The 26,493-nt window shown below is 65.4% G+C and carries 32 protein-coding genes and 1 tRNA gene; 10 read left to right on the top strand and 23 right to left on the bottom strand.

Annotated elements, in window-relative coordinates:
* Nucleotides 1-844, top strand: an 844-nt coding sequence (locus ACEQXE_RS04225; RefSeq protein ID WP_370177703.1) for a L,D-transpeptidase family protein, incomplete at its 5' end; no start/stop codon positions are given.
* 74 nt (nucleotides 845-918) lie between these two features.
* On the opposite strand, the gene ACEQXE_RS04220 is transcribed toward ACEQXE_RS04225, so the two are convergent.
* A complete protein-coding gene (locus ACEQXE_RS04220; RefSeq protein WP_370177702.1) occupies nucleotides 919-1,386 on the bottom strand; it encodes a hypothetical protein in 468 nt (155 codons plus the stop codon).
* Between the two features lie 4 nt (nucleotides 1,387-1,390).
* Nucleotides 1,391-2,131 (bottom strand): murein L,D-transpeptidase catalytic domain-containing protein, encoded by a 741-nt coding sequence (locus ACEQXE_RS04215; protein ID WP_370177700.1) that lies wholly within the window; start codon nucleotides 2,129-2,131, stop codon nucleotides 1,391-1,393.
* Nucleotides 2,132-2,206: 75 nt separating this feature from the next.
* Between ACEQXE_RS04215 and ACEQXE_RS04210 the strand changes: the two genes are divergently transcribed.
* Nucleotides 2,207-2,743, top strand: a complete 537-nt coding sequence (locus tag ACEQXE_RS04210) for a hypothetical protein (RefSeq protein WP_370177699.1) — start codon at nucleotides 2,207-2,209, stop codon at nucleotides 2,741-2,743.
* Here the strand turns inward: ACEQXE_RS04210 and ACEQXE_RS04205 are convergent.
* Genes ACEQXE_RS04205 through ispG form a run of 3 tightly spaced genes read right to left on the bottom strand, consistent with a single transcriptional unit; the run spans nucleotide 2,661 to nucleotide 5,315 of the window.
* Nucleotides 2,661-3,623 carry a histone deacetylase gene (locus tag ACEQXE_RS04205; RefSeq protein WP_370177697.1) on the bottom strand — a complete coding sequence of 321 codons (963 nt, stop codon included), beginning with the start codon at nucleotides 3,621-3,623 and terminating at the stop codon, nucleotides 2,661-2,663. The genes ACEQXE_RS04210 and ACEQXE_RS04205 overlap by 83 nt on opposite strands.
* 34 nt (nucleotides 3,624-3,657) lie before the next feature.
* The gene (locus tag ACEQXE_RS04200) at nucleotides 3,658-4,167 is read right to left on the bottom strand and encodes a thioredoxin family protein (protein WP_370177695.1); all 510 of its coding nucleotides are present in this window, start codon (nucleotides 4,165-4,167) and stop codon (nucleotides 3,658-3,660) included.
* Complete coding sequence (gene ispG / locus ACEQXE_RS04195) at nucleotides 4,164-5,315, bottom strand: flavodoxin-dependent (E)-4-hydroxy-3-methylbut-2-enyl-diphosphate synthase (protein ID WP_370177693.1); 1,152 nt, start codon at nucleotides 5,313-5,315, stop codon at nucleotides 4,164-4,166. Before ispG ends, ACEQXE_RS04200 begins: the two co-directional genes overlap by 4 nt.
* A gap of 199 nt (nucleotides 5,316-5,514) precedes the next feature.
* Here ispG and ACEQXE_RS04190 point away from each other — a divergent pair, with 199 nt between their 5' ends.
* Nucleotides 5,515-6,510: a zinc transporter ZntB gene (locus ACEQXE_RS04190; protein WP_370177692.1), complete on the top strand. Its 996-nt coding sequence runs from the start codon at nucleotides 5,515-5,517 to the stop codon at nucleotides 6,508-6,510.
* Complete coding sequence (locus tag ACEQXE_RS04185; RefSeq protein WP_370177690.1) at nucleotides 6,501-7,055, top strand: DUF924 family protein; 555 nt, start codon at nucleotides 6,501-6,503, stop codon at nucleotides 7,053-7,055. Before ACEQXE_RS04190 ends, ACEQXE_RS04185 begins: the two co-directional genes overlap by 10 nt.
* A 1-nt stretch (nucleotide 7,056) precedes the next feature.
* Here ACEQXE_RS04185 and ACEQXE_RS04180 read toward each other — a convergent pair whose 3' ends face one another.
* Complete coding sequence (locus ACEQXE_RS04180) at nucleotides 7,057-7,569, bottom strand: N-acetyltransferase family protein (RefSeq protein WP_370177689.1); 513 nt, start codon at nucleotides 7,567-7,569, stop codon at nucleotides 7,057-7,059.
* 95 nt (nucleotides 7,570-7,664) lie between these two features.
* Between ACEQXE_RS04180 and ACEQXE_RS04175 the strand changes: the two genes are divergently transcribed.
* Nucleotides 7,665-8,762 carry an isoaspartyl peptidase/L-asparaginase family protein gene (locus ACEQXE_RS04175; protein ID WP_370177687.1) on the top strand — a complete coding sequence of 366 codons (1,098 nt, stop codon included), beginning with the start codon at nucleotides 7,665-7,667 and terminating at the stop codon, nucleotides 8,760-8,762.
* A 121-nt stretch (nucleotides 8,763-8,883) separates the two neighbouring features.
* On the opposite strand, the gene ACEQXE_RS04170 is transcribed toward ACEQXE_RS04175, so the two are convergent.
* The 7 genes from ACEQXE_RS04170 to ACEQXE_RS04140 form a co-directional block, all read right to left on the bottom strand.
* Nucleotides 8,884-9,777, bottom strand: coding sequence for a fatty acid desaturase family protein (locus ACEQXE_RS04170; RefSeq protein WP_370177685.1), 894 nt, complete (start codon nucleotides 9,775-9,777; stop codon nucleotides 8,884-8,886).
* An 80-nt stretch (nucleotides 9,778-9,857) separates the two neighbouring features.
* Nucleotides 9,858-10,787 (bottom strand): RDD family protein, encoded by a 930-nt coding sequence (locus tag ACEQXE_RS04165; protein WP_370177684.1) that lies wholly within the window; start codon nucleotides 10,785-10,787, stop codon nucleotides 9,858-9,860.
* The gene (locus ACEQXE_RS04160) at nucleotides 10,784-11,854 is read right to left on the bottom strand and encodes a stage II sporulation protein M (protein ID WP_370177683.1); all 1,071 of its coding nucleotides are present in this window, start codon (nucleotides 11,852-11,854) and stop codon (nucleotides 10,784-10,786) included. Before ACEQXE_RS04160 ends, ACEQXE_RS04165 begins: the two co-directional genes overlap by 4 nt.
* On the bottom strand, nucleotides 11,851-13,170 hold the full coding sequence (locus ACEQXE_RS04155; protein ID WP_370177682.1) for a DUF58 domain-containing protein: 1,320 nt from the start codon (nucleotides 13,168-13,170) through the stop codon (nucleotides 11,851-11,853). Before ACEQXE_RS04155 ends, ACEQXE_RS04160 begins: the two co-directional genes overlap by 4 nt.
* Before the next feature lie 4 nt (nucleotides 13,171-13,174).
* Complete coding sequence (locus tag ACEQXE_RS04150; RefSeq protein ID WP_370177680.1) at nucleotides 13,175-14,137, bottom strand: AAA family ATPase; 963 nt, start codon at nucleotides 14,135-14,137, stop codon at nucleotides 13,175-13,177.
* Complete coding sequence (locus ACEQXE_RS04145; RefSeq protein WP_370177678.1) at nucleotides 14,134-15,399, bottom strand: DUF4350 domain-containing protein; 1,266 nt, start codon at nucleotides 15,397-15,399, stop codon at nucleotides 14,134-14,136. The genes ACEQXE_RS04150 and ACEQXE_RS04145 overlap by 4 nt, the downstream gene beginning before the upstream one ends.
* Nucleotide 15,400: 1 nt before the next feature.
* Entirely contained in the window at nucleotides 15,401-16,033 is a 633-nt protein-coding gene (locus tag ACEQXE_RS04140; protein ID WP_370177677.1) for a hypothetical protein, read from the bottom strand.
* A 152-nt stretch (nucleotides 16,034-16,185) separates the two neighbouring features.
* Between ACEQXE_RS04140 and ACEQXE_RS04135 the strand changes: the two genes are divergently transcribed.
* Nucleotides 16,186-16,893, top strand: coding sequence for a cytochrome c family protein (locus ACEQXE_RS04135; RefSeq protein ID WP_370177676.1), 708 nt, complete (start codon nucleotides 16,186-16,188; stop codon nucleotides 16,891-16,893).
* Nucleotides 16,894-16,912: 19 nt separating this feature from the next.
* Here the strand turns inward: ACEQXE_RS04135 and ACEQXE_RS04130 are convergent, their stop codons facing one another.
* Together ACEQXE_RS04130 and ACEQXE_RS04125 are read right to left on the bottom strand one after the other, a co-directional pair.
* Nucleotides 16,913-17,578, bottom strand: coding sequence for an RlmE family RNA methyltransferase (locus tag ACEQXE_RS04130; protein WP_370177675.1), 666 nt, complete (start codon nucleotides 17,576-17,578; stop codon nucleotides 16,913-16,915).
* 1 nt (nucleotide 17,579) lies between these two features.
* Complete coding sequence (locus ACEQXE_RS04125) at nucleotides 17,580-18,776, bottom strand: Ppx/GppA phosphatase family protein (protein ID WP_370177674.1); 1,197 nt, start codon at nucleotides 18,774-18,776, stop codon at nucleotides 17,580-17,582.
* A gap of 199 nt (nucleotides 18,777-18,975) precedes the next feature.
* Between ACEQXE_RS04125 and ACEQXE_RS04120 the strand changes: the two genes are divergently transcribed.
* A tRNA-Gln gene (locus ACEQXE_RS04120) sits at nucleotides 18,976-19,049 on the top strand.
* A gap of 32 nt (nucleotides 19,050-19,081) precedes the next feature.
* Here the strand turns inward: ACEQXE_RS04120 and ACEQXE_RS04115 are convergent.
* The 5 genes from ACEQXE_RS04115 to ACEQXE_RS04095 are packed head-to-tail and all read right to left on the bottom strand — an operon-like array spanning nucleotide 19,082 to nucleotide 22,043.
* Entirely contained in the window at nucleotides 19,082-19,858 is a 777-nt protein-coding gene (locus ACEQXE_RS04115) for a sulfite exporter TauE/SafE family protein (protein WP_370177672.1), read from the bottom strand.
* Nucleotides 19,859-19,903: 45 nt separating this feature from the next.
* The gene (locus tag ACEQXE_RS04110) at nucleotides 19,904-20,233 is read right to left on the bottom strand and encodes a TIGR01244 family sulfur transferase (RefSeq protein WP_370177671.1); all 330 of its coding nucleotides are present in this window, start codon (nucleotides 20,231-20,233) and stop codon (nucleotides 19,904-19,906) included.
* Between the two features lie 24 nt (nucleotides 20,234-20,257).
* Nucleotides 20,258-20,656, bottom strand: coding sequence for a DUF6691 family protein (locus ACEQXE_RS04105; protein ID WP_370177670.1), 399 nt, complete (start codon nucleotides 20,654-20,656; stop codon nucleotides 20,258-20,260).
* Between the two features lie 11 nt (nucleotides 20,657-20,667).
* A complete protein-coding gene (locus ACEQXE_RS04100) occupies nucleotides 20,668-21,114 on the bottom strand; it encodes a YeeE/YedE family protein (RefSeq protein ID WP_370177669.1) in 447 nt (148 codons plus the stop codon).
* Entirely contained in the window at nucleotides 21,111-22,043 is a 933-nt protein-coding gene (locus ACEQXE_RS04095) for an MBL fold metallo-hydrolase (protein ID WP_370177668.1), read from the bottom strand. Before ACEQXE_RS04095 ends, ACEQXE_RS04100 begins: the two co-directional genes overlap by 4 nt.
* Nucleotides 22,044-22,119: 76 nt before the next feature.
* Between ACEQXE_RS04095 and ACEQXE_RS04090 the strand changes: the two genes are divergently transcribed.
* Genes ACEQXE_RS04090 through ACEQXE_RS04080 form a run of 3 tightly spaced genes read left to right on the top strand, consistent with a single transcriptional unit; the run spans nucleotide 22,120 to nucleotide 24,038 of the window.
* The gene (locus tag ACEQXE_RS04090) at nucleotides 22,120-22,764 is read left to right on the top strand and encodes a peroxiredoxin (RefSeq protein WP_370177667.1); all 645 of its coding nucleotides are present in this window, start codon (nucleotides 22,120-22,122) and stop codon (nucleotides 22,762-22,764) included.
* Entirely contained in the window at nucleotides 22,761-23,108 is a 348-nt protein-coding gene (locus ACEQXE_RS04085; RefSeq protein ID WP_370177666.1) for an ArsR/SmtB family transcription factor, read from the top strand. Before ACEQXE_RS04090 ends, ACEQXE_RS04085 begins: the two co-directional genes overlap by 4 nt.
* A gap of 39 nt (nucleotides 23,109-23,147) precedes the next feature.
* Entirely contained in the window at nucleotides 23,148-24,038 is an 891-nt protein-coding gene (locus tag ACEQXE_RS04080) for an LOG family protein (protein ID WP_370177665.1), read from the top strand.
* On the opposite strand, the gene thiD is transcribed toward ACEQXE_RS04080, so the two are convergent.
* The 3 genes from thiD to glmM are packed head-to-tail and all read right to left on the bottom strand — an operon-like array spanning nucleotide 24,035 to nucleotide 26,475.
* Nucleotides 24,035-24,856: a bifunctional hydroxymethylpyrimidine kinase/phosphomethylpyrimidine kinase gene (thiD, locus tag ACEQXE_RS04075; RefSeq protein ID WP_370177664.1), complete on the bottom strand. Its 822-nt coding sequence runs from the start codon at nucleotides 24,854-24,856 to the stop codon at nucleotides 24,035-24,037. The genes ACEQXE_RS04080 and thiD overlap by 4 nt on opposite strands.
* Nucleotides 24,857-24,897: 41 nt before the next feature.
* Nucleotides 24,898-25,122 (bottom strand): DUF1272 domain-containing protein, encoded by a 225-nt coding sequence (locus ACEQXE_RS04070; protein WP_370177663.1) that lies wholly within the window; start codon nucleotides 25,120-25,122, stop codon nucleotides 24,898-24,900.
* A 15-nt stretch (nucleotides 25,123-25,137) separates the two neighbouring features.
* A complete protein-coding gene (gene glmM, locus ACEQXE_RS04065; protein WP_370177662.1) occupies nucleotides 25,138-26,475 on the bottom strand; it encodes a phosphoglucosamine mutase in 1,338 nt (445 codons plus the stop codon).
* Nucleotides 26,476-26,493 lie beyond the last annotated feature (18 nt).

Below are 26,493 nucleotides of genomic sequence, written 5' to 3'. Positions count from 1 at the left end.
TCCCGATTACGCGGCGTTGAAGGAAGAACTGGCGAAGGCCCAGCCGGGTACTAAGCGCCACAAGCTGGTGCAGGCGAATATGGACCGCTGGCGGTGGCTGCCGCGCGACCTGGGCGGCCAGTACCTCATCACCAACGTGCCCGAATACCAGCTGCGCCTGACGGTGAACGACAAGATCATGCGCACCTATCGCACGATCGTGGGCAAGCCGGGCCGCACGGCGACACCCCAGCTGGCGGAAAGCGTCGAAGGCGTAATCCTCAACCCGACATGGACGGTGCCTCAGTCGATCGTGAAGGGTGAAGGGCTGGGCGCGCGTGTGCTCGGCAATCCCGCTTGGGCTCGATCCAAGGGTTACAAGGCGACGCGCGGCGCCAATGGCTATGTATCCGTCGTGCAGGGCCCCGGAGAGGGCAATGCGCTGGGCCGGATGAAGCTCGACATGCCCAACCGGCACGCGATCTTCTTCCACGATACGCCCTCGCGCAACCTGTTCAGCCAGTCGAGCCGGGCGCTCAGCCATGGCTGCATCCGCACCGAACGGGCGACCGAACTGGCGCTGACGCTCGCGATCCTGCAGGCCGGGCTGACGGCTGACGAAGGCGTCGAGATGCTGGCGAGCGGCGAATATACGCGCGTGCCTTTCACCAAGAAGATGCCCGCCTACATCACCTATTTCACCATGGCGACGAACATCGACGGGAAGATGTCGACCTTCGGCGATATTTATGGCCGCGATGGCGCCGTGCTTGCGGCGTTCCAGGCGCCGCGCAAGGCCAATCGCAGCCGGGTCACGGATGAGGAAATCATCGAAATCGTCGACGATCCGCGCGATCTCGCCTGACCTATCCGGTCAGGCGAGGTCCGCGTCCTCGTCGCGAAACCGGATCAGGAAGTGGCGGTACAGCAGTGCTGTTGCTATTGCTGCGCCGATAGCATTGGCTGAAAACCATGCATCTTCGGGTGCCAGCTCCGTCGGAATGGAGAGCAGGTAAAACACCGCCCCGATCGCCGTAAAAGGGCGATCGGGATGCTCGCGAGAAGCCTGATATGGCGGCCGAGCAACCAGGCGACCGGCATTCCGAACAGCACCAGCAGGGCCGCGACGAAGGCGAAAACCGGCAGTGTGAATACCACCAGCGTACCGACCACGGTCACCAGCGTCGTGGCGAGCGAGAGCAGGATCAGGAACGGGTCGGCCCATAGCGCCTGCACGAATTCGCCGAAGGATTGCGCTTCCGGTGCCGCCCTTGGGACGGAGACGAGCACTGCGAAGTGCGCCCCCAGCACCAGACAGATGGCAATGCTTGCAAAAGCGGCCGTAGGGACGATGGCCTGAAGGGGCGTCCAGACTTCGCCGCGCTCAAAGCTCGGCCGATAAGACATCGCCCTAGTAAACGCCCGGGTTTGCCTGGCTGAAGGTGTCGGGCCGTGGCTGGCGCAGGATGTGATAGCCCTCTTCGGGCTCACCGACGATGGCCGTAGGCGGGTAGGCGCGGGTCCCGTCTTCGTTCAGCCCCAGCGCTTCGGCATAGAGCAGCCGTCCGCCCGACAGGTGCAGCAGCGCAATCTTGAACTGCTCCTCGCCCAGCGCGAAACAGCCATTGGACCGGCCAAGACGCCCCCATTGGTCGATATGCGAGGGCTCGGCGTAGCTCGCCCGGTGCATCACGATATAGCGTTCCAGCGCGCGGCTATTGGTCGAATCGAGCCCGCCCAGCCGCACCGAGGTGCCGAATTTCCCGACATACCATTCCCACGTAATGTAGGCGCCGCGGCTGGTCGCGTTCGAGCCTTCGACGTTGGAAAACATGTTGAGCCAGCCATCATGTTCCGGGTCGGAGCCCATTCCGTGGCTGACGTGGAAGCTCTTCACCTCCTGCCGGTCCAGATTCACGAAATGGAACCGGCGCTGCGCGGAATGCACGCCGAAATCGGCGATCCCGACGATATCCTTGCGCCAGATGACCTCGCCCGCCTTGTCCAGCTCGCGCTTGGCGATGGCGAACAGCTCTCTGTCTCGCGGGCTGCCGGCCATGGGCTGCGCGAAGACGCGCGCGGGCAAGGCGGCGGCAGCGCCGAGGGCAACTCCGGTGCCGAGCCCGGTCTTGATAAGATCGCGACGCTTCATGTGTGGACAGTGCTATAGACCAGCTTAATGAATGCTTGAAGCCAATTCATGAGATTGCCTTGGGGAGGTTCCAGGATGCGACAGTTTGCCCTGCTGGGGGTCATGAGCCTTGCGGCCTGTTCCACGCCCGCACCGGAGCCCGCGATGCCGGCAATTCCGCCTCCGGCAACACAGATGAACACCTTGCCTGTTCCTCCACCACCTGTCCCGCCGCAACCCGTCCCGCCCTCCCGTTCCGGAACCGCGATTGCCAGCACTGTCGATGCAGAGCGTTTGCGCCAGCCCAGCGGCGTCACCCTGCAATGGATCGGCTGGGAGGAGCGCGGCCCGGCGAATGTGGTCGTTTCGAAGGACGGGGAATGGACTCTCAATGCGAGCCAGCGGGGGCCGGGAGGCCAGTCGTTGGACGTGCGCGGCACGATTGCGGAGATCGGTCACGACTATTTCATCCTCGACGGCACGATCACGATCGAGAACACGCCCGACCCGGGCCGCCGGTGCCAGCAGACCAAACGGTGGCACTTCGCGGTCACGCAAAGCCGCAAGTATTATCGCTTGCGCGAGTTCGAATGGTGCGACTTCCTGACCGACTACGTGGATATCTATTTATAGTATCGTTCGTATACCGCGCGTTCTCCCGTGCCATGGCAATCATGGAGCGGGCGTGGCGGCCCGCCACCACGCGCGGATCGTCGCCATATCCCCCGCCTAGCGCGCTGGTGACGGGAAGCCCGCGAGTGCGCACCTGCTCCACGACATAGCGGTCGCGCCGTTCGAGCCCTTCGTCGGTCAGCGCGAGCCGCCCCAGCTTGTCATGCTCGTGCGGATCGACGCCTGCCTGGTAGAGCACGATATCGGGCGCGAATTCGTCCAGCAGGCGCGGTAGCCGCGCTTCGAGCGTCGCGAGATATGAGTTGTCTCCAGTGCCATCGGGTAGGGCGATATCGAGGTTGGATCGCGCTTTCCTTACCGGGAAGTTCTTCTCCGCATGGATCGAGAAGGTGACGATATCGTCGCGCGTGGCGGTGAGGCTGGCGGTGCCGTCACCCTGATGCACATCCAGATCGACAATCAGCACGCGCCGTGCGTCGCCTTGCGCGATCAGCCGGTTGGCGCACACCGCAAGATCGTTGAACACGCAGAAACCCGCGCCTGTATCGTACAAAGCGTGGTGGCTGCCCGCCGCGCTGTTGGCGGCATAGCCGTGCGCAAACGCCAGCTGCGCAGCGAGCCAGGTGCCGCCATTGGTGTGCGCCACGCGGCTGGCGATATGCGGCGTAACCGGGAAGCCGATCCGCCGCTCCTTTTCGCGTGGGACCTGCGCGGTGAAGACCTGCTCGACGTAGGTCGGGCAATGCACCGCCTCCAGCCATTCGCGAGGGCACGGGTCGGGCGCATGCTCGGTCAGCGCCTCGCCGCTCGCCCGCAGTTCTTCCATCACCAGATAGTACTTGTCGAAACGGAAGCTCCCGCGCGTGGGAGCAGGCGCCATGTAATCGACGTGGTGGACAACGTGGAGGATGGGGCTACTCCGCCTCGCCCGCATAGCTTGCGATAATGGCGTAGACCGCCTCTTCGCTGCGGCTCGCCGCATTGCGCCAGCCTTTCGCACTTTCGGGCGTGTTCACCAGCGTACCCTTGCTGTCGATCACAAGCAGGTTGGGCGTGCCCTCGATCCCGGTCACGCCGAAACGCGCTGCGAGATCGAGATTGCGTCCGTCGCCTTCCTGCGGTTCGCCGACATCGATGAAAACGACCTCGAAATGCGCATCGAGAAGCGGTTCGAAGCCCGGACTGGTGAGCCACCCCGCCAGCGCGCGGCTGTCATGGCACCAGTTCGCGCCGAACACTGCCAGCACCCTGCGGCCCGGTTCCAGCTGCGCGATCGCCTGCTCCAGTTCCTGCGCGTAGAGGGCATCGCTGACGCTCTCATCGAAGGGCCGGGCTTCCGGGTGCGCAGCTGACGTTTCTGCCGCCACCGGGCTGCCAAGCACCGGTGCCGCGACCAGTAACGCCAACGCGGCAGCGCGTGTCACTCCGCCGCTTCCACCGCGGGCGCCGCATGCGGATCGAAGGCGACAGCTTCACCCGCTTCGATCTTCGCGGCCTTTTCTTCCACCAGCCGGACAATGTGATCGAGCATGCTTTCGTCCTCGACATGATGGTCGGTCACGCCGCTCAGGTACACCATGTGCTTGCCCTTGCCGCCGCCGGTGATGCCGATATCGGTCTCGCGCGCTTCGCCCGGGCCGTTCACGACGCAGCCGAGTACCGACAGGCTCATCGGAGTCTTGATGTGCTCCAGCCGCTTCTCCAGCGCCTCCACCGTGCGGATCACGTCGAAACCCTGGCGCGAGCAGGACGGGCAGGAGACCACGCGAACACCGCGGGTGCGCAGGCCGAGCGCTTTCAGCATCTCGTAACCGACGCGGACTTCCTGTTCCGGCTCGGCAGACAGCGAGACGCGGATCGTATCACCGATACCCGCCCACAACAGGCTGCCCATGCCGATGGAGGACTTCACCGTCCCGCCGACCAGTCCGCCCGCCTCGGTAATGCCGAGGTGCAGCGGGCAGTCCACTGCCTCTGCCAGCCCGTGATAGGCCGCCACCGCAAGGAACACGTCGGAGGCTTTCACGGCCACCTTGTATTCGTGGAAATCGTGATCCTGCAGCAGCTTGATATGGTCGAGCGCGCTTTCGATCAGTGCTTCGGGGCACGGCTCCCCGTATTTCTCCAGCAGGTCTTTCTCGAGGCTGCCTGCGTTCACCCCGATACGGATCGCGCAGCCATTCGCCTTAGCGGCACGGACGACCTCGGCCACGCGCTCGCCACTGCCGATATTGCCGGGATTGATGCGCAGGCAGGCCGCGCCCTTGTCGGCGGCTTCCAGTGCGCGTTTGTAGTGGAAATGGATGTCCGCAACGATCGGCACGTTCGCCGCGCGGGTGATCTTGTCGAAATGCCGCGTCGCTTCCTCGGTCGGGCAGGAGACGCGGATGATGTCCGCGCCCGCATCCTCGCACCGGCGGATCTGGTCGAGCGTTGCCGCCACATCCTCCGTCGGCGTGTTGGTCATCGTCTGCACGCTGATCGGCGCATCGCCGCCCACGGGCACGGAGCCGACCATGATCTGGCGCGATGGGCGGCGCTCTATCGTGCGCCAGGGGCGAATTGCATTCATGCTTTTACGTCTCTCGTGCCGGACTGCTGACACACCTGACACAGTGTACAAAGGAGGAAAACCTCGCAGCGCGTGCAGGGGCCATTATGACCTGCATATGAGGGCGATGCTGCGATTTTGCGACCCGTGCCATCGCGGGGGGCCTTAACACGGCACGGCGCAGTAGGAAATCGCGCAAGTCTGGGGCATTGTGAGGGCGATGAACAATTCGAACGACACCGAAGCCGGCACGCCGCTGCTGTTCGCCCGCGTGCTGGACGGGCAGGGTGGCGGGCGTGCCATCGACTGGGCAGGCATTCAGCAGTGGGAGCCGGCGCCTGGCGAGGTTCTCTGGATGCACCTCTGCCGCAACGAACCCGGCGTCTACGAGTGGCTGCAAAGCCACGTCGGCATTCCCGAACCGACCGCCGAACTGCTGACCAGCGACCAGACGCGCCCGCGCGCGTTTCGCGAAGGCAATGCGCTGGTCGCGACGCTCAGGGGGATCAACTTCAACCCCGGCGCCGAGCCCGAAGACATGATCTCGATGCAGGTGTGGAGCGACGGGGTGCGCCTCATCACCCTGCGCCGCCATCCCCTCCAGACGCCGCGCCGGGTGCTCGCGCTGATCGACCGGGGCACGGGGCCTGCCGATGCGGGTGCCATCGTGACCGCGCTGACCGAGGCGATGGTCGCCCGGATGAACGCCTCTATCGTCGACATGAACGATCATATCGACACGCTCGAAGAAATGGATATGGACGACGATCCCGAGGAGATGCTGCAGAAGATCGCCTCGATCCGGCGCAACTGCCTGGGCCTGCAACGCCACATGGGGCCGCAACATGTCGCGCTCGAAGCGATTAGCCGCGATGCGCCGCACTGGTTCGAGGAGCACGACCGGCGCGAGATCGCAGAGACCATCGACCGCCTGCGCCGCTATCTCGACGATATTGACGTGAGCAAGGAAAGCGCGGTGGTGCTGATGGACGAGCTGCGCACCCGCGCGCTCGCCAGCAATGAACGCGCGACCTACATGCTCACCATCGTGGCGGGCATCTTCCTGCCGCTGGGCTTCCTCACCGGGCTGCTCGGCATCAATGTCGGCGGCATGCCGGGGGTCGAGGATGGCAGTGCCTTCTGGTGGGTCACCGGAGGATGCGTTGCGATCATCGTGGTGCTGCTGGCGATCTTCAAGCGGCTGAAATGGCTGTGAGCATGCGGCCCTGGGCGCTTGAGCTGCACCATTTCTGGTTCGCGGTGATGACGCCTGCCGATGTCTGGCAGCCTACGCAGGCGCTCGACGATGAATTGCGTCGTCGCTTCGGGCGTGAGTGGTCCGCGCTGCGCCTGCGACCCGCGCACGAGTTCCTCGGGTCACCGCGCGAGGCACTGGCGGCGGTGCTGCTGTTCGACCAGATACCGCGCAACATTTTTCGCGGCTCGGCGCGCACCTTCGCGAGCGATCCTTTGGCGCGGGCCATCACGCGCGGCGCGATTGCGAAGGGGCTCGACCTGCAGCTGACCCGCAACGAACGGCAGTTCCTCTACATGCCGCTGATGCATAGCGAGGCGATTGCCGACCAGCTTTTGTCCCTGCGGCTGTTCACCGGGCTGGGCCGGGGGTTCGGCATGCCCTTCGCGCGCAGCCATTACCGGGCCGTCGCGCGCTTCGGGCGCTTCCCCCATCGCAACGAGGTGCTGGGCCGGTCATCCACCGCCGCCGAGCAGAAGGCGGTCGAGGGCGGCATGGCGTGGTAGGCTAGAACCGCCTTTCGTACAGGAATTCGTCGTCGCGGTGGGTGCCCACCCAGAAGTCTATGTCCGCGATTTTCGCAAAACCGTAGCGCTGGTAGAATGCTTGCGCACGGTGGTTCTCGCTCCACACCGACAGCTGGATCGCGTCGTGCCCGCGGGCCTGCGCTTCGGCCATCGCCCATTCCATCAGCGCTGCGCCGATCCCGCGCCCCGTCGCATCGGGCTGCGTGTAAAGCTGGCCGAGCGCGATGGGGTTCGCAGCATCGGAATGCTCGGCGTACCCGCTGGGCCTGCTCAGCTTCACGAAGGCGAGCAGGCGCGTGCCATCATCGGCGAGGCGGTGGATGTATCTGTCGTCCGCGATTTCCTGCGCGACAGCCTCTTCGGCGTAAGATTCCTCAAGGAAGGCGCTCAGGTCCTCTGGCCGGTAGAGATGGGCGAAGGCGGCGCTGAAACTCTCCCGCCCGAGCGTGGCGAGCGCGGGCGCATCTTCGGGAGTGGCAGGGCGCAGGATCATGGTGCGTGGGTTAACCGGGCTGCGTGGTCAAGGGAAGCGCTGGACCCGCGTGTGCGAGCGCGGCATTGTGCGCCCGACATCAGGGGAGACACTTCATGCGCGCCATCTTCGCTCTCGTTCTTGCAGCCATCCTCGCCGTGCCTGCCGCCGGACAGGAAGGTTACGATCCGGGCGAGCCGCGCTGGTCCTTCGCGATCCACGGCGGTGCGGGGACGATCCGGCGCGAGAACATGAGCGCAAAGCAGGAGGCGGAGTATCGCGCCGCACTCGATGCGGCACTCAAGGCGGGCGAAGATATCCTTCGCGAAGGCGGCAGCGCGATGGATGCGGTAACTGCCGCCATTACCCTCATGGAAGACGACCCGAAGTTCAATGCAGGGCGCGGCGCGGTGTTCACGTGGGACGGCACGATCGAGCACGACGCGGCGCTGATGGACGGGCAGACCCGCGCCGCAGGTGCGGTCACCGGCACCAGCACCGTGCGCCACCCCATCCTGCTGGCGCGCGAGGTGATGCGCCACGGGCGGCATGTCTTCCTGAGCGGGGCGGGTGCGGAGAGCTTTGCCGACAGCACTGACCTGGAACGGGTCGACAATGAATGGTTCGCGACAGACGCGCGCAGGCAGTCGCTGGAGCGGATGAAGGCGCAGGCGCTTTCATCGCTCGACGTGGACCTGAAGTTCGGCACGGTCGGCGCGGTCGCGCTCGACTTGGATGGTAACCTTGCGGCGGGCACTTCGACCGGCGGGATGACCGGCAAGCGCTGGGGCAGGATCGGCGATGCCCCGGTGATCGGCGCGGGGACCTATGCCGATAATCGCAGCTGCGCGGTCTCTGCCACCGGCTGGGGCGAGTATTTCATCCGCGTCGGCGTGGCGCAGGAAATCTGCACGCGGCTGCGTCTTCGCTGGGACCAGATGTTGCAGGATGCGCATGACAGTGTTCCGATGGACGGCGAAGGAAACCCCCAATATGTCATCCATGCGAGCGAACTGTGGCTCGAAGCGCAGGATATTCAGGATATTGCCGATGCAGTTCTGGCGGAGGTCCAGGACCTTGGCGGCGATGGGGGCGTCATCGTGACCTCACCGTTCGGCCCGGCGATCTTCAGCTTCAATACGCCAGGAATGTACCGCGGCCGTGTGACCAGCGCAGGCCTCCGCGAGATTGGGATCTTCGGGAAGGGTGAGTAGGGTTTTCCGGGCTCGCTGACGCGAGTTGGCCTTTGCCACCCCGCCACCCCACCCGGCCACCATATCTTGGGTGTACCCTTGGTGGCCGGGTGGGGTGGCGGGGTGGGAGGTCTGCGCCTAATTAAGTCGCCCGCGTCGCCCGCCGCAACACATCCCCGAAGCCATGGGCAATGCAATCGTGATCGCGGTAATAGCCGCGCTCGCTCAGGATATGGTGCAGCTTCGGCAGGCGATAGGGCGGCACGCCCGCAAAGATGTGATGCTCCAGATGGTAGTTCACGTTGCAGGGCGAGAGCAGCAGCGCCTCCCACCAGCGCGGGATCGTGGTGCCGGTATTGACACGCGCGTCGATATGGTCGCGATCCTTTGCCACGCCATGTTCGGAAATCTGCCGCAGCCGCATGGTCAGCGGCCACACGAAGATGCGCGCGGCCCACCACAGCAGGTATGCCCACGGCGCGCCCACCGCGAGCAGCGCGGCGAAGAGGAGCGCGTGGAACAGCACCGAAGGCCCGGTCTCGGCCCATTTGAAGCGCTTGATCTCGCCCAGCAGGTCGCGGAACCCGGTCTGCCCGGTAATGTCGCGGATCAGCTTGCGCTTCAGCGAAGCACGCGTGACCGGGTAGGCCTTCACCATCCACTTGTCCGGGTCGTCGGGCGTACCCGCGTATTTGTGATGGTCGAGGTGGTAGCGGCGATAGAGATCGAGCGGGACATGCGCGATCGCCCCGCTCACCCACTTGCCTACGAAGGTATTGAGCTTCGGCGTGCGGAAGAACGCGCCATGCGCGCAGTCATGCGTGATGATCCCGAAGGCCTGGATGCGTCCGCCAAGGATGATGATGGCGGCAATAATCGTCAGCGGATTGGGCCAGAGGATCGCGAGTGCAAAGGCCGCAACCGCAAGCGAGGCCTGGAACAGGACGGTCAGGCCTGCGCGCGCGTTCGATTTCGCGCTGAGCGCGGCCACTTCCCGGTTGCTGATATAGTCGCCGATGGCGGGGGCATGTCGCATCTGTCTCTCCGGCCGCGACTATACGCGGACGGGGGAATGTGCGCAATCGAGCCGCCAACCAGCTCCAGTTGGCCAATCCGTCAGCGCAGGGGCGGACCGCCGTGCTCGACCTCGGCGAACTTGTCCGCCTTGCGCTGGCCGAAACGCATATCGCCTTCCAGCTTGGCTCTCAGCGCAGTGTAGAAGGCTTCGAGGAAAGCGCGCTCGTCGCCCGATCCGGCCTGCCAGCCGATCTTGCGCACGATGGCCTGATGCACTGCGGCGATAGTCTTCTCGTCGTCGCTACGCAGCACGCGTTCCAGCGATTGCAGTTCGTATTCGCCGTAAACCGTCAGCTCCTCGGGCCCGAAGCGGTAGGCGGGTGCCGCGTCCTGCACTTCCGTGCCTTTCAGCGACAGCGCATCGTCGAGCTTGCGGCGCGGTGCCTCGACCACCCACGTGCCTGCAATCACATCGCCTGCGCGCAAGGCATCGCGGTTCAGGAACGGGAACAGCATGAACACCGCGAACCACAGCGATCCGGCGATCCAAGCGGAGCCCGTGCCCCCGTCGCCCGCCATCTGGAAGAAGCTGATCGGCAGGAAGATCTCGATCTGGCGGATCAGGTTGCGCGCGATGATCGCTTCGGCGGTTAATCTTTCGCCCGCGTTCCCCTGCGGACGTGCCGCCACGCGCACGCCCACCATGCGCTTGCCCGGCGTGGCACCGCGAGGCCCCATCTCGAAGAAGATGAAATAGCCGTTGAACAGCAGGAAGAGGCCGATGAAGAACAGGACCACCAGGAACTCGCCGCCGCCCGTTTCGAGCGAATCCATCCGGCCCAGGTTCACACCTATGAGCAGCAGGACCAGCGCCAGCACGAGCAGCGTGACGTTGATAATAGTATAGTCGAGGATCAGCGCCATCAGGCGTGATCCGCGCGTTGCCAGCACCACCTGTAACGGCACGCCTTCGGGCGTGACCACCTGCCGCCGCCGCTTGGCGTCGAACTCCTGCGGGCGGGCACTCATCGCGCCTCGCCCGCTTGCGACTTTGCGGAGCGTCCGACGAGGACGAAGAGGGACACCCAGACGACCAGCATGAACGCGCCGATGATCGCCCGGGCCTCGAACCCGGCAAGCTGGCGCGGGAAGGCTTCGAGCACTGCCGCCACGATCAGCATGAACACGCAGCCCAGCATCACCAGCGCGGCGCGGCGGCCCGCATTGGCAGTCGCGGCGAGGATGCTCGCCTCGCCCGGGAAGGCCATGTTGCGCCCCACATGCACGCCTGCCGCACCCGCCAGCAGGATCGCGCCGAACTCGGTTGTCCCGTGCACGCTCAGCCACGCCATGAATTCGGGAAGCAGGCCAACCGAATTGAACAGCCACGCCATCGCGCCCAGCATCGCCATGTTGTAGATCAGCAGCAGCAGCGTGGGCACGCCGAATGCAAAGCCCAGCGCGAAGGCGAGGATGCACACGGTCGCATTGTTGTAGAACAGGTAGGCGGCGAAGGCGGAAAGCCCGCCTGCACCATCGGCGATGCCCAGCGTTTCGGCCAATTGCGCACGGCTGGCCCCGGGCACGCGCCCGCCAGCCATGCCGCCGGGTACGAGCGTGAAGTACCAGTCCACATTGCGCGCCACCAGCATCCAGCCTGCCGCGACCCCGGCGGCCATTGCCGCAAAGGCCAGCACGATGTCGAGCCAGATGGCGCGCACTGCGCGGCTCCACCCACCCCGGAAAAAGCGGGCGAGCCAGCGGAACAGCCCGCTGCGCGGACCATAGACCTGGTACCAGGCGCGCTCGACCAGATCTTCGAGGAACTTGAGCGTCGCGGAATCGAGCGATGTCTCGCGTGCGACCGCAAGGCTCGATGCCGCCTGCCGGTAGAGCACGGGCAGCTCTGCAATATCGTCGTCGGAAAGGCGCCCCATCGCCCCGCGCTCCAGCCGCCGGACGATCAGCTCCAGCCGCCGCCAGTCGCCTTCGCGTTCCAGCCGGAACCGGTCGGAGCGCAGCGCTGCCGCCTCGATATCGGGCTGCTCGGGCAGCGGTTTCGCGGTGAAGGGGTTGCGGATTGCAGGAGGCCTCATCCGGCAATCGCCTCCTGCGCGCGCAGCGCCAGATAGCGGTCGATCACCGCGAAGCCCAGCTTGTCGTGCGGAGCCTCGATCACGTCCACGCCCATGCGCTGCAACCGCGTGAGCACCAACTGGCGTTGTCGCGCGAGCGCATCGGCGGTCACCGCGCGGGCGATGGCGTCCACACTATCGGGCTCGGCCCCGGTGAAACCCGCCAGTTCGCGGTCTTCCAGCGTGACGAACACCACCGCGTGATGCTGGGTCAGCCGCCCGAGGCTCTCGATCATCAGTTCGGCCGCGGTGGTGTCGCTGAAATCGGAGAACAGCACGACGAGCGAGCGACGCTTGAGCCGGGCCGAAAGCGTGGCCAACGCCAGCGTGTAGTTCGCTTCCTCGCCCGTCTGGTAGTCGAGCCCGGCGGCGGCCTGTTGCAACCGGGCGAAGCGCCGCGTTTCGGAGACAAACGGGCTCGCCAGCATGGGGCGGCGCGCAAAGCCGAACAGCATGGCCCGGTCGCCGCCTTTCAGCGCAACATAAGCGGCGGTCAGGCCGGCGCTCACCGCGCGGTCGAGCCGCGGCAGGCCATCGATCGGCTCGCACATGGCTTGCCCGCAATCGAAAGCGAACACGATCTGGTTGTTGCGCTCCGCTTCGTTCTCGCGCGCGTAGAGTGCGGCATGGCGCGCGCTCGCCTTCCAGTCGATCCTGCGGCGATCCATCCCCGCCTGGTATTCGGTCAGCGCTTCGAACTGGGTCCCCTCGCCGCGCCGCCTGCGACTGATGAGGCCGAGCTCGGAATCGCGAAGCAGGGCCTGTAACGGGCGCGAGCGGATGGGAGAGAGGTCGGGCCAGATGCGGATTTCGCGATCCAGCGCAATGTGTTTCTGCCGCCCGCCGAGCCCCCACGGGCCATCCCAGGCAAGCCATAATGCATCGACCTCGGCCGTTCCGCGCCGGGTGGCGACAAGCTCCGTCTCGCCGCTCCACACGCCTTGCGCGGGCTCAAGCTGGATATCGGCGCGTCCGCCCGGTGCAATACGCGGGTCGAGCGAGAGCGCCGCGCGCACGGCCCCTGCCGTGCCGCTGATGTCGGCGGACAGGCGCAGCTGCGTCGGCTGGCCGATCTCGACATCGGCTTCGTGGTCGATCTGCCACTCCTCCAGATGGCCCGCGCGTGCGGCATCGACCAGGACCAGCAGCAGCAGAATGCCCGCCGCGACCGGCACCGCCAGCCACGCGGCAGGCGCGAGCAACGCCACCGCCAGCGCCAGCGGTGCAGCCAGCGCGACGATGCGCGCCGTGCGGATGGTGGGGAGCAGGGCGCTCATGAAATCAGCGCGGCGCCTCGGTGCTGTCGATCAGCTCGCTCACGATGGTTTCGACCTCGCGGCCTTCGATCTCGGCGGCGGCGGACAGGATCAGGCGGTGGCGCAGCACACCCGTGGCCAGCCCCTTGATATCGTCGGGTACCACATAATCGCGCCCGTCGAGTGCCGCCCGAACGCGCGCCGCATTGCCCAGCAGCACGGCAGCGCGAGGGGATGCCCCGGTGGCAAGGTCGGCATGGCTGCGCGTCGCGCGGACCAGTCGCACCACGTAGTCGACATTTTCCGATGCGAGCGTGACGGCCTTCACCGCGGCAATGCTCGCCTGCAGGGCTTCGCGGTTGGTGACCGCTTCGATCCCGAAGTTTTCCGGGCGCGGCGGGCCTTGCTCCACGCCGAAGCGCGCCACGATTCCTGCCTCTTCCTCCTCGCTCGGATAGGCGGCGATCAGCTTGAACAGGAAGCGGTCGAGCTGCGCTTCGGGCAGCGGGTAGACGCCCTGGCTCTCGATCGGGTTCTGCGTGGCAATCACCATGAAGCGGTCGGGCAGGACGTGCGTCTCGCCGTCCAGTGTCACGCGCCGTTCCTGCATCGCTTCCAGCAGCGCGGCCTGCGTCTTGGGCGGGGTACGGTTGATCTCGTCCGCCAGCAGCAGCTCGGTGAAGATCGCGCCGCGCGTCAGCGTGAACTGGCTGGTCTGGAAGTTGAACAGGTTGGAGCCCAGGATATCGCCCGGCAGCAGGTCGGGCGTGAACTGGATGCGACCGTAATCGAGCCCGGTCGCGCGCGCGAAGCACTGCGCGAGGAAGGTCTTGGCGGTTCCGGGCGGACCTTCGAGCAGCACGTGACCCTGTGCGATCAGGGCGACCAGCAGGTGGTCGATCAGCACATCCTGCCCGATGATCGCCTTGCCGACCTCTGCCTTCACATCGGCGGCCAGCGTACGGAGCGTGTCGAGTTCCTGGGTCATAACGTCCTTTCGATGTCGCGAAGCGAACGGGCGGCGCGCAGGATGTCGCCGCTGCGCCGTGCTTCGCGCATGGTCTGCAATCTTTTGTCGATGCTCGCTTCGCCGCGCGCGGCGAGCGCGGTGTCGATCGCCGCGCTGTCTGAATCCCTGAGGCCGAGGCGGCGGGCGATCCGGGCATGGACCAGCGCCGCATAGGGCTTGCCCAGCAGCCGCAGCCGCCCGCTGCGCGCGATCACTTGCGCGCCGTTGGCGACCAGCTGGCTCTTGCCGGGGGCAATGGCCGGGGTCAGGCGCAGGGCCGGGCCGAAGCGGGAGAATGCGCGCCAGAAGGCGATGGCCAGCGCCAGCAGCAGGGTGAGCGTTGCGGCGAGGAAGGGCGGTTCGAACGCCAGCGTCAGCAGGTTGCGCGACCCGCCGAGGCCATTCATCGTCAGGTCGAAGCGCACCGGACCGTCGGTGCCCTGGCGGGCGATATCGACCAGTTCGAGCGCCAGTGCGGCGCGATCTTCGTCCGCCATGCCCCAGTTGTTGAGCAGGTCGGGTTCGGCCACCAGCATCACGCCGAAGGTCGGGCGGCCATCGCTGCGCAGTGGATCGAGATAGAGATCGCCGTCGAGGTAGCTGCCGTCGTCTGCCGGATATGCGGCAAGTACGTTGTCGTTGTCGTCGGTAACGATAGCGTCGAGAAAGTTTTCGGTATCCCCGGCCTCGATCGAGCCAACATACCTGTCGCTCGGCAGATAGCCTTCGCTGGAGGCATCGCGCCATAGCGCCAGCCCCTTCTCGATCTCGACCTGCGAGAATTGCAGTTCCTGCCCGTCGAGCTCGAACGACCAGTCCCCGGCGGGCCCAATCACGTTGACCCAGCCCGGTTTCGTCCCCTTGCCGCCTGCAGGCATCGCGAACCATTTTGGCGCGATCACCATCGTCGGGCCGATCGTGCGCCGCCGGTCGACGATCTCGGCCAGTTCGTCGGCGTCGGCTTCTTGCGGCGGCGTGAGCACCAGCAACCCCGGATCGTCCAGCGCTGCACGGTTGCGCGAGCGGACCACGGGCGTACCGTCCGCCTCCAGCAGGCGCGTCAGCCCCGCAAATCCGGTCAGGCCGTTGCTCGCCGCATGGGCGCGGCCATTATTGGCCTGGCCCGAAAGTCCGCCCTGGCCCACGAGATAGAGGAAGGCGACGAAGGCGAGGATCGCGAACAGCACCAGCGCAAAAGTGCCGCGCTTGCCGAAAGCTGCCGCATTGTTTGTGCCTGCCATGTCAGCTTCGCTCCAGCGCGAAATCGGCATAGGCGGCGCGCGCTTCGGTCCAGTCACGCTCGTCGAGGTCTTCCAGCGCGAACAGCGCGCGTTCGACCGCGCGAGCAATTGCGTTGAATGCGCGGCGGGCCGCATCGGGCAATGCTTCCAGCATGCCCAGCTCGCGCGCCGTGCTCGACGGGTGGACCAGGTCCGGGCGACGATTGGCGATCTGGCCGATGCTGCGTGCCAGCAGCAACCGCACCGCCTCGCCATAGCGGCCCTGCGCGGCCAGCGCGTCCGCATCGCTGAGCAGTGCCTGCGCTTCCGCCCGGTCGGGCATCAGATCAGGCTCGGCAGATTCTGCCTTGGTCGGGCGGCGGAACACTTGCAGGCCGAAGATTCGCGCGATCAGCAGCGCAAGCAGGGCGATCCCTACGGCGATCAGCACCCATTGCAGCACCGGCCACGATGCTGCGAAGGCGCGCGCCACGGGCGAGAATACATTGACGAAGAATTCACCGAGGGATTGAAGCCATTCCGGCGGCGGCGATACCTCGGGTGGCGGAATCGGTTCGAACTGGAGATCGGAATCGTCGCGCATCGCGCGCCACGCGTCTGCCGCTTCTTCATTGCTGCCTGCGCGTGTTGTCACAAACACAGGCTTGGCATGGGGCCGATGCGTCCGCAAGACGAAGCGCGCTGGATCGGCCTGTTTCCGGTGATGACCGTGGCCCTTGCGCAAATCGGGCATGCTGGCTAGATCGCGCGCGCACCTTTGTAGCAGATCTGGCCAGGCTTATTTCGATGAAAGACGACCGCAACACCGCCTTTGGGTGGATCCTGTTTTCGGGCATCATTGCCCTCGGAGCGATGAGCGTCAGCTCGCATTTCTTCCATGCGGACGATAACGAGCTGTCCGAGGGCGCGAAGCCTGGCTATTTTATCGAAGCCGCCGAGGAAGAGGGCGGTGCGGATAGTGGTCCGCCGCTCGCCAACCTGCTTGCCGCAGGCAGCGCATCGGCAGGCGAGGGAATCTTCGCCAAGTGCACCTCGTGCCACTCGATCGCGCAGGGCGGGCCCAACGGAATCGGGCCCAACCTTTATGGCGTGATGGGCAAGCCGATCGGCAAGCATGTCGCCGGATTCGCCTATAGCAGTGCGCTGTCGGGCCACGGCGGTGAGTGGACATTCGAGAATATGGATGCCTGGCTCAAGAGCCCGCGTGCCTTTGCCAATGGCACCAAGATGAGCTTTGCCGGCCTGTCCAAGGCAGAAGATCGCGCAAACGTGATCCTGTACATGCTCGAAAACGGTGGCGGCCCGCCGCTGCCCGCACCCGTGGCCGAAGATGCCGGCGATGAAGAGGGCGCCGCAGCCGAAGGCGAAGACGTCGATGGTGCAGGCGAAGGCCCCGGCGCAGTCGAAGGTGCAGATGCGGGCGAAGCCGAATCGGCCGGTGCGATGGGCGCCGATCAGCCAGTCGCTTCTGCAAACGCTGCGGGCGAGAACTGATTAACCCGACGGGCGGGGGCTAATTCCCGCCTTTGAAACCCTGGGCGACGACATACCACTCCGAAGAGCCCTTGCGGCTCGCCGGGGGTTTGGCGTGCTTGACCGTCCTGAAATTCTGCTTGAGCAGCGCGAGCAGCTGCGTGTCGGTTCCTCCCGCCAGCACCTTGGCAAGGAACTGCCCACCGGGCGCCAGCGTCTGGATCGCGAAATCCGCTGCCGTTTCGACCAGCCCCATCGTGCGCAGGTGATCGGTTTGCTTGTGGCCCACCGTGTTCGCCGCCATGTCCGACATGACGAGATCGGGCGGCCCGCCCAGATGCTGCATGATTTCATCGGGCGCCTCGTCGGCCATGAAATCCATTTCGAGGATCGTAACCCCTTCGATCGGTTCGGTCGGTAGCAGGTCGATACCCACGATTGTTGCCTTGGGCCGCTGCTTGCGCGCGACCTGCGCCCAGCCGCCCGGCGCAATGCCGAGGTCCACGATCCGCTCGCTCCCGCGCAGGATGCCGAACTTCTCGTCCAGCTCGATCAGTTTGAAAGCCGCGCGGCTGCGGTATCCTGCGGCCTTGGCTTCGCGTACGTAAGGATCGTTCAGCTGGCGCTCCAGCCAGCGGGTGGAGGATGCGCTGCGGCGCTTCGCCGTCTTCACACGCTTGTCGGGATCGCCGCGGCTCCTGCTCATGTCAGGTCTTGCCCGCGCTCTGCACGCTCGCGAAATCGCCTGCCATCAGGCTGCGCAGGATGCCCTCGCGAATGCCCCGGTCGGCAACGCCCAGCCGGTGGGCGGGCCACAGGTCGAGGATCGATTCGAGGATCGCGCACCCGGCCACCACCAGCTCTGCCCGGTCCGGCCCGATGCACGGGACCTGCCCGCGCTCCGCTTCGCTGAGGCGCGACAGGCGCGTCGAGATGTTGCGCATGGAGGAGGAGGGCACGATCAGCCCGTCGACCGCGCGGCGATCGTAATGCGGCAGTTCGAGGTGCAGGCTGGCAAGCGTGGTCACAGTGCCGCTGGTGCCCAGCAGGCGGATATCGTCTTCGCGAGACGACTTGGCGATCCGCTCCGCAAACGGGGCGAAGCTTTCCGTCACCGTCCGGCGCATTGCGGCATAGACCGCCAGCCTTTCCACCTCGTCGCGGGCCTGCACAGCTTCGCGCATCACGGTGTCGGTCAGCGAGACGACACCCCAGGGCACGCTCTGCCAGTCGAGAATGCGCGGAACGGCGCCTTCGCCCGGGCCGACCAGGATCAGCTCGGTCGAGCCGCCACCAATCTCGAAGATCAGCGCGGGGCTGTTCCCCTGTTCGAGCAGCACGTGGCAGCCCAGCACCGCCAGCCGGGCCTCCTCTTGCGCGGAAATGATATCGAGAACGATGCCGGTTTCTTCGCGCACACGCTCGATAAAACGCTCCCCATTGGCGGCGCGGCGGCAGGCTTCGGTGGCGACCGAACGCGCAAGGTACACATTGCGGCGGCGCAGTTTCTCCGCGCACACGTGGAGCGCGCCGAGTGCCCGGTCCATCGCTTCATCGGAGAGGCGGCCCGACAGCGCGAGCCCTTCGCCCAGTCTCACCACGCGACTGAAGGCGTCGATCACGGTAAAGTCCTGGCCGGAAGGGCGCGCGATCAGCAGGCGGCAATTATTGGTGCCGAGGTCCAGCGCGGCATAGGCCTGCCGCCCGTGCTTCGCATGGCCGCGACCCGAAAAATGCTTCTGCGATGAATGCGGGCGCCGCTTGCCATCGGGCTTGCGCTGGCGCCGGTTCGTTCCGTTGGGCTTTGGAGAGTGGTGGTGGCGTTTTTCCGCCACCTCGCCGGACCTATTGCTCTCCGTGTTGCAAGCCCTTCTGCCATCGTCCGGCGGCGCGAAGTCCGCCATGATATTCGTTCCATTCCGCCCGCGGAGCGAATTGCCGCGGGGACCTGCCGCGCATGCTACCCGGCTGGGCGCATTCGGGCAAGGCTGGGAAATGCGTGCGGCCCCAGAGGGTGGTTGACGCTGGGCCTGCGGCTTTCTAGATGCGCCGCTTCGCGAGCGCGCGAATCTCTCGAAATTCGAGACTGCGCCGCCCGGCTGCTGCCCCGTCGTCTAATGGTAAGACTACGGACTCTGACTCCGTCAATTGAGGTTCGAATCCTCACGGGGCATCCAGCCACTGCCATTTGCCCGTGCCGGTCCTCTCACTAAAGCGCGCTGCCGCTGCGATACAGCATGTAGGCCGCGACGACGAAGATCAGCACTGCGAACACCGTCTTGAGCGCACTTCCGTCCGACAGTCGCTTCGCGGCCATCGTGCCGAAGAAGCCGCCTGCCACGCCGCCGAGGATAAACGTACCCGCGAGCGCCCAGTCGACCAGGCCCGAAAAGGCGTAGTTTGCCGCCGTGGTGAGCCCGAAGGCGGTCACCGCAACCAGGCTGGTCCCCACCGCGTTGATCATCGCCATGTCGGTCGCCGCGATCAGGCCGGGCACGATCAGGAACCCGCCTCCGATGCCGAAGAAACCGCTGAAGCCTCCGGTCCCAAGTCCATAGGCCAACATTTTCGGCGCGTTCTGCCTATCGCAGCGCGCATCCGCATTGCCGCAGTGGGAGCGCGATCGCAACATCAGCACGCCGACCACCACCATGACGATGGCAAACAGGAACAGCAGCTTCTGGCCGTCGAAATTCTTGCCGAGTGTCGATCCACCCAGCGCGCCCAGGATTCCGGCGCCTGCATACATCAGCCCGCAGCGCCAGCGCACCGTGTGGTTCCTGGCATGCTGGATCAGGCCGGTGGCAGCATTGGCAGCCACGGCGAGTGCGCTCGTCCCGATGGCGATATGCGGATTGCCTACGCCGACGACATAAACCATCAGCGGCACGGCGAGGATCGACCCTCCGCCGCCGACAAGGCCGAGAGTGAACCCGACCAGCGCGCCGGAAAACAGCCCCAGAACCAGTTGTGCAAGATCGAGCATCGGCTGCCTGTCAGGCGATCCCGGAATCGATCATGCGCTGGCCACTCATGCTTTCGCTGCCTCGTAGAGCCTGCCGGAGCGGTTGCCCGTGCGGCAGTAGGCGAGCACAGGGCCGGGCATTTCGTCGATGGCCTGCGCGAAGTCGCCCTTGCGCGCAGCGATGTCTTCCATGCTGGAGATGGGGATGTTGCGCGCTTCCAGCCCTGCGTTTCTTGCCGCAGCCTCCACCTCGGCCCAGGTCGGCTGGCCCGGCTCCTCGCCATCGGGGCGGTTGCAGATGATCGAGCGGAAACCATGCTCGGCCAGTGCGCGCATGATTTCAGGCGCGATCTGTCCGCAGACGGAAACCTTCTCGTCAAGCTGTGTGATCTGCATTGTTCGAAATCCTCTTCCGTTAATTCAGCCGCGCGGCACAAGCCGCATCAGCAACATGCCTGCAAGCATGGCGGCGACAAAGATCGCCGCGGGCACCAGCTGCGTCGCCAGCGAGGCTATCGCAGGGCCGGGACACAGGCCTGCGAGCCCCCAGCCGATGCCGAACAGTGCCGACCCGCCGATCAGGCGCAGATCGAGATCGCGCGTGCCGGGCAGGTGGAACTCTGTGTCGAACGCGGGGCTGCTCATGCGCCGCCGGATGGCCCAGATGAGCCCCATCACGATCACCGCGCCGCCCATCACGAAGGCCAGCGTCGGGTCCCAATCGCCGAAAATGTCGAGGAAACCGCGCACGCGCGCCGGGTCCATCATGCCCGACAGGGCGAGACCGGCACCGAACAATGCGCCCGAAAAGAGTGCCATGAACCACCGCATCACCAGCCGCCTCCCAGCGCGTTGACGATTGCCACGGTGACCATCCCTGCGACGATGAACGTGCCGGTCGCGACCAGCGATCGCGGGCTCAGGCGCGACATGCCGCACACGCCATGTCCGCTCGTACAGCCCGAGCCGAGCCGTGTGCCGAACCCGACCGCGAGGCCGCCAGCGACCAGCCACCCATAGTCAGGCGGGAAGCTTGCCTCGACCGGGCCTGCCACTGCGGAGAACAGCCCTGCGCCGACGACCAGACCTACGATGAACAGCGCTGCGATAGGCCACGGGGTGGGGGTGCGTTCCACGCCGCTGGCGCGTGCCAGCATGCCGGACACCCCGGCAATCCGCCCCAGCCCCAGCAGCATGATCGCCGCCGCGCCGCCGATCATCAGTCCGCCGAACAGGCCTTCGACCGGTTGGGCGTCTGGAAAACCGGGCAGGATCATACCGCGTTCACCGGGATCTTGATGTAGGAGACACCATTATCCTCCGGCTCGGGCAGGCGCCCGCCGCGAATGTTCACCTGCACGCTGGGCATGATGAGCGTGGGCATGGCGAGCGTCTTGTCCCGGTCGGTGCGCATCTCGACGAACTCGGCCTCGGTCACGCCATCCTTCACATGCACGTTCTCCCGCCGTTGCTGGCCGACGGTTGTTTCCCATGCATATTCGTCGCGCCCTGGCGCCTTGTAATCGTGGCACAGGAACAGCCGCGTATCCTCGGGCAGTGAGAGCAACCGGCGGATCGAGCGGAACAGTTCGCGCGCGTCACCGCCGGGGAAGTCTGCCCGCGCGGTGCCGAAATCGGGCATGAAGATCGTATCGCCCACGAAGGCGGCATCGCCGATGATAAAGGCCATGTCCGCCGGCGTATGGCCGGGCACGTGGAGCGCGATCCCTTCCAGCTTGCCCAGCGAGAAGGTCTCGCCATCGCCGAACAGGTGGTCGAACTGCGATCCGTCCCGTTCGAACTCGGTACCCGCATTGAACAGCTTGCCGAACACATCCTGCACGCGGATGATGTCGCGCCCGATGGCGAGTTTGCCGCCCAGCTTTTCCTGCAGGTAGGGCGCGGCCGAGATATGGTCCGCATGCGCGTGCGTCTCGATCAGCCAGGTGACTGCGAGACCCTGCTTGGCGACATATTCGACGATCCTGTCGGCCGATCCGTTGGACGTGCGCCCTGCGGCGGCGTCGTAGTCCAGCACCGAGTCGATGATCGCGGCCTCGCACGTTGCCGGGTCGTGCACGACATAGCTGACCGTGTTGGTCGCCTCGTCGAAGAAGCCCGCAATTGTGGGTCGAAGAGACTTGTCTGCCTGCGCTCTAACGATCTGATCGCTGGCTTGCCGGAGGGGGGAATCGCTATCTGCCATCGCAAAGCTCATTTATCAGTTTCATAAATTGTGAATATGAATTGATATGCGTGAAGTCAAGTGCTAGGTGGCTGGGATGGACGGCAAAGATACCATTCCCACCCCCTGTGCGGGACTGCGCATAGGCGATGTGGCCCCCAACTTTTCGGCGCGTAGTACGATGGGCCAGGTCGAGCTCGCTTCCTATCGCGATCGGTGGGTGATCCTGTTTTCGCACCCGGCCGATTTCACACCGGTCTGTACGACCGAGTTCGTGGCGCTGGCGCAGGAGGCCGCCGCATTCGAGGAACGCAACTGCGCGCTGATCGGCCTCTCGGTCGACAGCCTGTTTTCCCATTTCGCGTGGCTGCGCGCGATCCGCGACAAGTTCGGCGTGGAAGTGCGTTTTCCGCTGGTCGAGGACCCGACCATGGCGATCGGCCATGCCTATGGAATGCTTGCTCCGGGTGACAGCGACAGCGCCACCGTGCGCACGAGCTATTTCATCGACCCGCACGGCATCGTCAGGGCGACGACATGCTATCCGGCGAATGTCGGGCGTTCGATACCGGAGATGTTGCGCACGCTTGACGCGCTGCAGGCAGTCGACCGCGAAGATCGGCTGGCACCTGCCAACTGGCAGAAGGGCGAACCGCTGTTGCGCCCTGCCACGACCTCGCTCGACGATGTCTACGATGCCGAGGCGGCTGGCGGCTGGTTCCTGCGCGAGGCGGATCGGTGAGCCAGTCCGGCGACGCACCGATCGAGGAACTGAAAGCGCTGGCCCATCCCTTGCGCTTTCGCATCTTGCAATCGCTGGCCGACGGCGAACGCAATGTCGGGGAAATCGAGACTGAAACGGACATCGGCCAGCCTGCCCTGTCCCAGCAACTGGCCGTTCTGCGCAAGGCCGGGCTGGTGAGTACCCGCAAGGAAGCCAAGCTGGTGTTTTACGAAATCAATGCTGCCACGTTGGGCACGGTCCAGTCGGCCCTTGCTCTGGTCGCACAGGATGAGCGCCAGCCGACTATGCGCTCGTCGCGCCGGACCGCCCCCGGCGCAGCGCATTTCGCGCGCATCGGTTGATCCTTGCCGACCTTGGCGAAGCGGCCTATCGGCGCAGGAATGAATGATGAAAATGATGGCGTAAGCGATCTGTACGATCGCCGATTTTATGGTGCGGACGAAGAAGCGGGTTTCGCCGAGGAAGCCAGCAGCACCGATACCCCGCAGACCCGGCACCCGGCCTACAAGCTGGCCTTTCGCGACGAGGACTTCCTGCTCCAGCCGGAACTGCGCCCGGTGCGCTTCCAGCTGGAACTGCTCAAGCCGGAAATGCTGCTCGACCAGGCGGGCGTGGGCAGCACGCTGGTGATGTATGGCTCCGCACGGATCCCTTCGCCCGAGGATGTCGACGCGCTGCGCGAATCCGCTGCCGAGAAATCCGAAGCGGAGCAGAAGACCGTCGAGCGCCTGATCGAGAAGGCGAAGTACTACCAGGAAGCCTATAATCTCGCGCGGATGGTGACCGAGAAGGCGATCATCGAAAACGGGGAGCGGCAGTTCATCGTGACCACCGGTGGCGGTCCGTCGATCATGGAGGCGGGCAATCGCGGGGCCAGCGATGCGGGCGGGGAGAGCATCGGGCTGAATATCGTGCTCCCGCACGAACAGGCGCCCAACACATTCGTCACACCCTATCTCAGCTTCCAGTTCCACTACTTCGCGCTGCGCAAGATGCATTTCCTGCTGCGGGCCAAGGCGGTCGCGGTGTTCCCTGGCGGTTTCGGGACGTTCGACGAATTCTTCGAACTGCTGACGCTGATCCAGACCGGCAAGATGAAGCCCATGCCGATCCTGCTGTTCGGCAAGGATTTCTGGGGCCGCGTGATCGATTTCGAGGCGCTGGCAGAGGAAGGCACGATCAGCCATCGCGATCTCGACCTCATTACCTGGTGCGAGACCGCCGGCGAGGCGTGGGACGCGATCACCGAGTTCTACGAGCTGGAGGCCTAGCCTTCGAGCTTGCGCACGGCCTGATGGCCGAGCGGGCCGTTGCGGTCGCCGAAGCCCGGCGCGTAGGCGATCGCCGATCGGGTGAATTGCCGTGCCAGCCGCACCGCATGCTGGATGTGCTGCCCGTGCCCGATCAGCGTGGCGATCGCGGCTGACAGGGTGCATCCGGTGCCGTGCGTGTGCGGCGTGTCGATCTTCGCGTCGTCGAACTGCATCAGGAAGCCTTGCGGTCCTACCAGGATGTCGATCACCCGGTCATCATCGGTGTGGCCGCCCTTGGCGAGCACGTGGCATCCGTGGGCAGAAGCAATCTTCACTGCGGCGGCAATGGTCTTGTCCGTATCGGTCAGCTTGCTGCCGGACAGGATTTCCAGCTCGGGCATGTTGGGTGTCAGGATGGTCGCCATGGGAAACAGCTTGTCGCGCATGGTGGCAATGGCGTCTTCTTCCAGCAGCCGCGCGCCCGAAGTCGCGACCATTACGGGATCAAGCACGATCGGCAGGCCCTTCGCCTCGGGCAGGGTCGCAAGGCCTTCCGCCACGCCCGCGACGATCTGCGCATTCTGCAGCATCCCGATCTTGATCGCATCAGCACCGAAATCGGTGAGGCAGGAATCGATCTGCTCCACCACCATGTCGTCACCCAGCGGAGCGATGGCCTGCACCCCGCGCGAGTTCTGCGCGGTGATCGCGGTGATCGCGGTCATCGCATAGCCGCCCAGCATGGTGATGGTCTTGATGTCAGCCTGGATACCTGCACCGCCGCCGCTGTCGGACCCGGCGATGGAGAGGATACGGGGAGGGGGCTTGGTCGTCATGCTTATCCTCTGCCGTTCGCGCTGTAGCGAACGGGATATTTCTAGCTCTGGAATTTGCGCTCGGTACTCGCCGGATATTTCTCGAGCAGCCGGGCCGCGCGGGTCGGGCGGTCCATCAGCTCGCCCCCGCAATTGGGGCACAAATCGTCCAGCTTGTCTGCACAGGCTGCGCAGAAGGTGCATTCGAAGCTGCAGATGAACGCGCCGGGTTCCGCCGCAGGCAGGTCCGCGCCGCACTTTTCGCAGTCGGGCCGCATCTCAAGCATGGTCGAGCTCCGCCATCAGGCGGCGTCTCTCACCGCATCGCACACCATGTCGACCACGGATTCCACTTCGCCCGCATCGTCGCCTTCGGCCATCACCCGGATCAGTGGCTCGGTGCCAGAAGCGCGGATGACAAGCCGCCCCTTGCCGTCGAGCGTGCTTTCCGCATCCGCGATGGCTTGCTTGACTTTAGGCGCGTCGAGCGGGCTAGGGCCCTGGTAGCGCACGTTCTTGAGCATCTGCGGCACGGGTTCGAACATGCGCAGCTCTTCCGAGGCGGGGCGGTTCGAGCGGACGAGGCTGGCGAGCACGCGCATCGCGGCGACCGTGCCGTCGCCCGTGGTCGCATGGTCGAGCAGGATCATGTGACCCGACTGCTCGCCCCCGACATTGAAGCCGCCGCTGCGCATAGCCCCAAGCACGTAACGGTCGCCGACCTTGGTGCGCTCGAGCGTCAGGCCCATGCCTTCGAGATAGCGCTCCAGCCCCAGGTTGCTCATCACCGTGGCGACCACCCCGCCGCCGCGCAGCAGCTGCTTTTCCGCCATGCGGGTGGCGATGGAGGCCATGATCTGGTCGCCGTCGATCGTCTGGCCCTTCTCGTCCACCACGATCAGCCGGTCCGCATCGCCATCCAGCGCGATGCCGATATCGGCCCCGGATTCGACCACCTTGGCTTTCACCGCATCGAGCGAGGTGGAGCCGACACCATCATTGATATTGGTCCCATTGGGCTCGACACCCAGCGTGATGACTTCGGCCCCCAGTTCCCAGATGGCGCTGGGTGCCACCTGGTAGGCCGCGCCGTTGGCGCAATCGACCACCACTTTGAGGTCGTCGAAGCGGGTCTCGTCGCTGACCGATTGCTTGACCGCGTGGATATAGCGCCCCTTCGCGTCGTCGTAGCGGCGCGCGCGGCCGATCTCGCTGGCAGGGGCGAGGTCAGGCTCGCATGCGATCAGCGCCTCGATCGCGGCCTCGTCATCGTCCGACAGTTTGAACCCGTCCGGACCGAACAGCTTGATGCCATTGTCGCGGTAGGGATTGTGGCTGGCCGAGATCATCACGCCGAGGTCCGCGCGCATCTCTCGCGTCAGCATGGCGATGGCTGGCGTGGGCAGCGGCCCGGTCTGGATGACATTCACGCCCATGCTGGTGAAGCCGGCGACCAGCGCGCTTTCGACCATGTAGCCCGAAAGGCGCGTGTCCTTGCCGATCACGACGCGGTGCCGGTGGTCGCCGCGCCGGAAATGCGCACCTGCCGCCTGCGCGACGCGCATGGCCATCGCCGCGGTCATCGCGCCTGTGTTGGTTTCTCCCCGGATACCGTCGGTGCCGAAATATTTGCGTGCCATCGAGGGGTCTTCACACCT

Origin of the sequence: Alteriqipengyuania sp. (assembly GCF_964222115.1) — a bacterium.
Lineage (GTDB): Bacteria > Pseudomonadota > Alphaproteobacteria > Sphingomonadales > Sphingomonadaceae > Alteriqipengyuania.
This window is presented reverse-complemented; position numbering and strand designations above follow the sequence as displayed.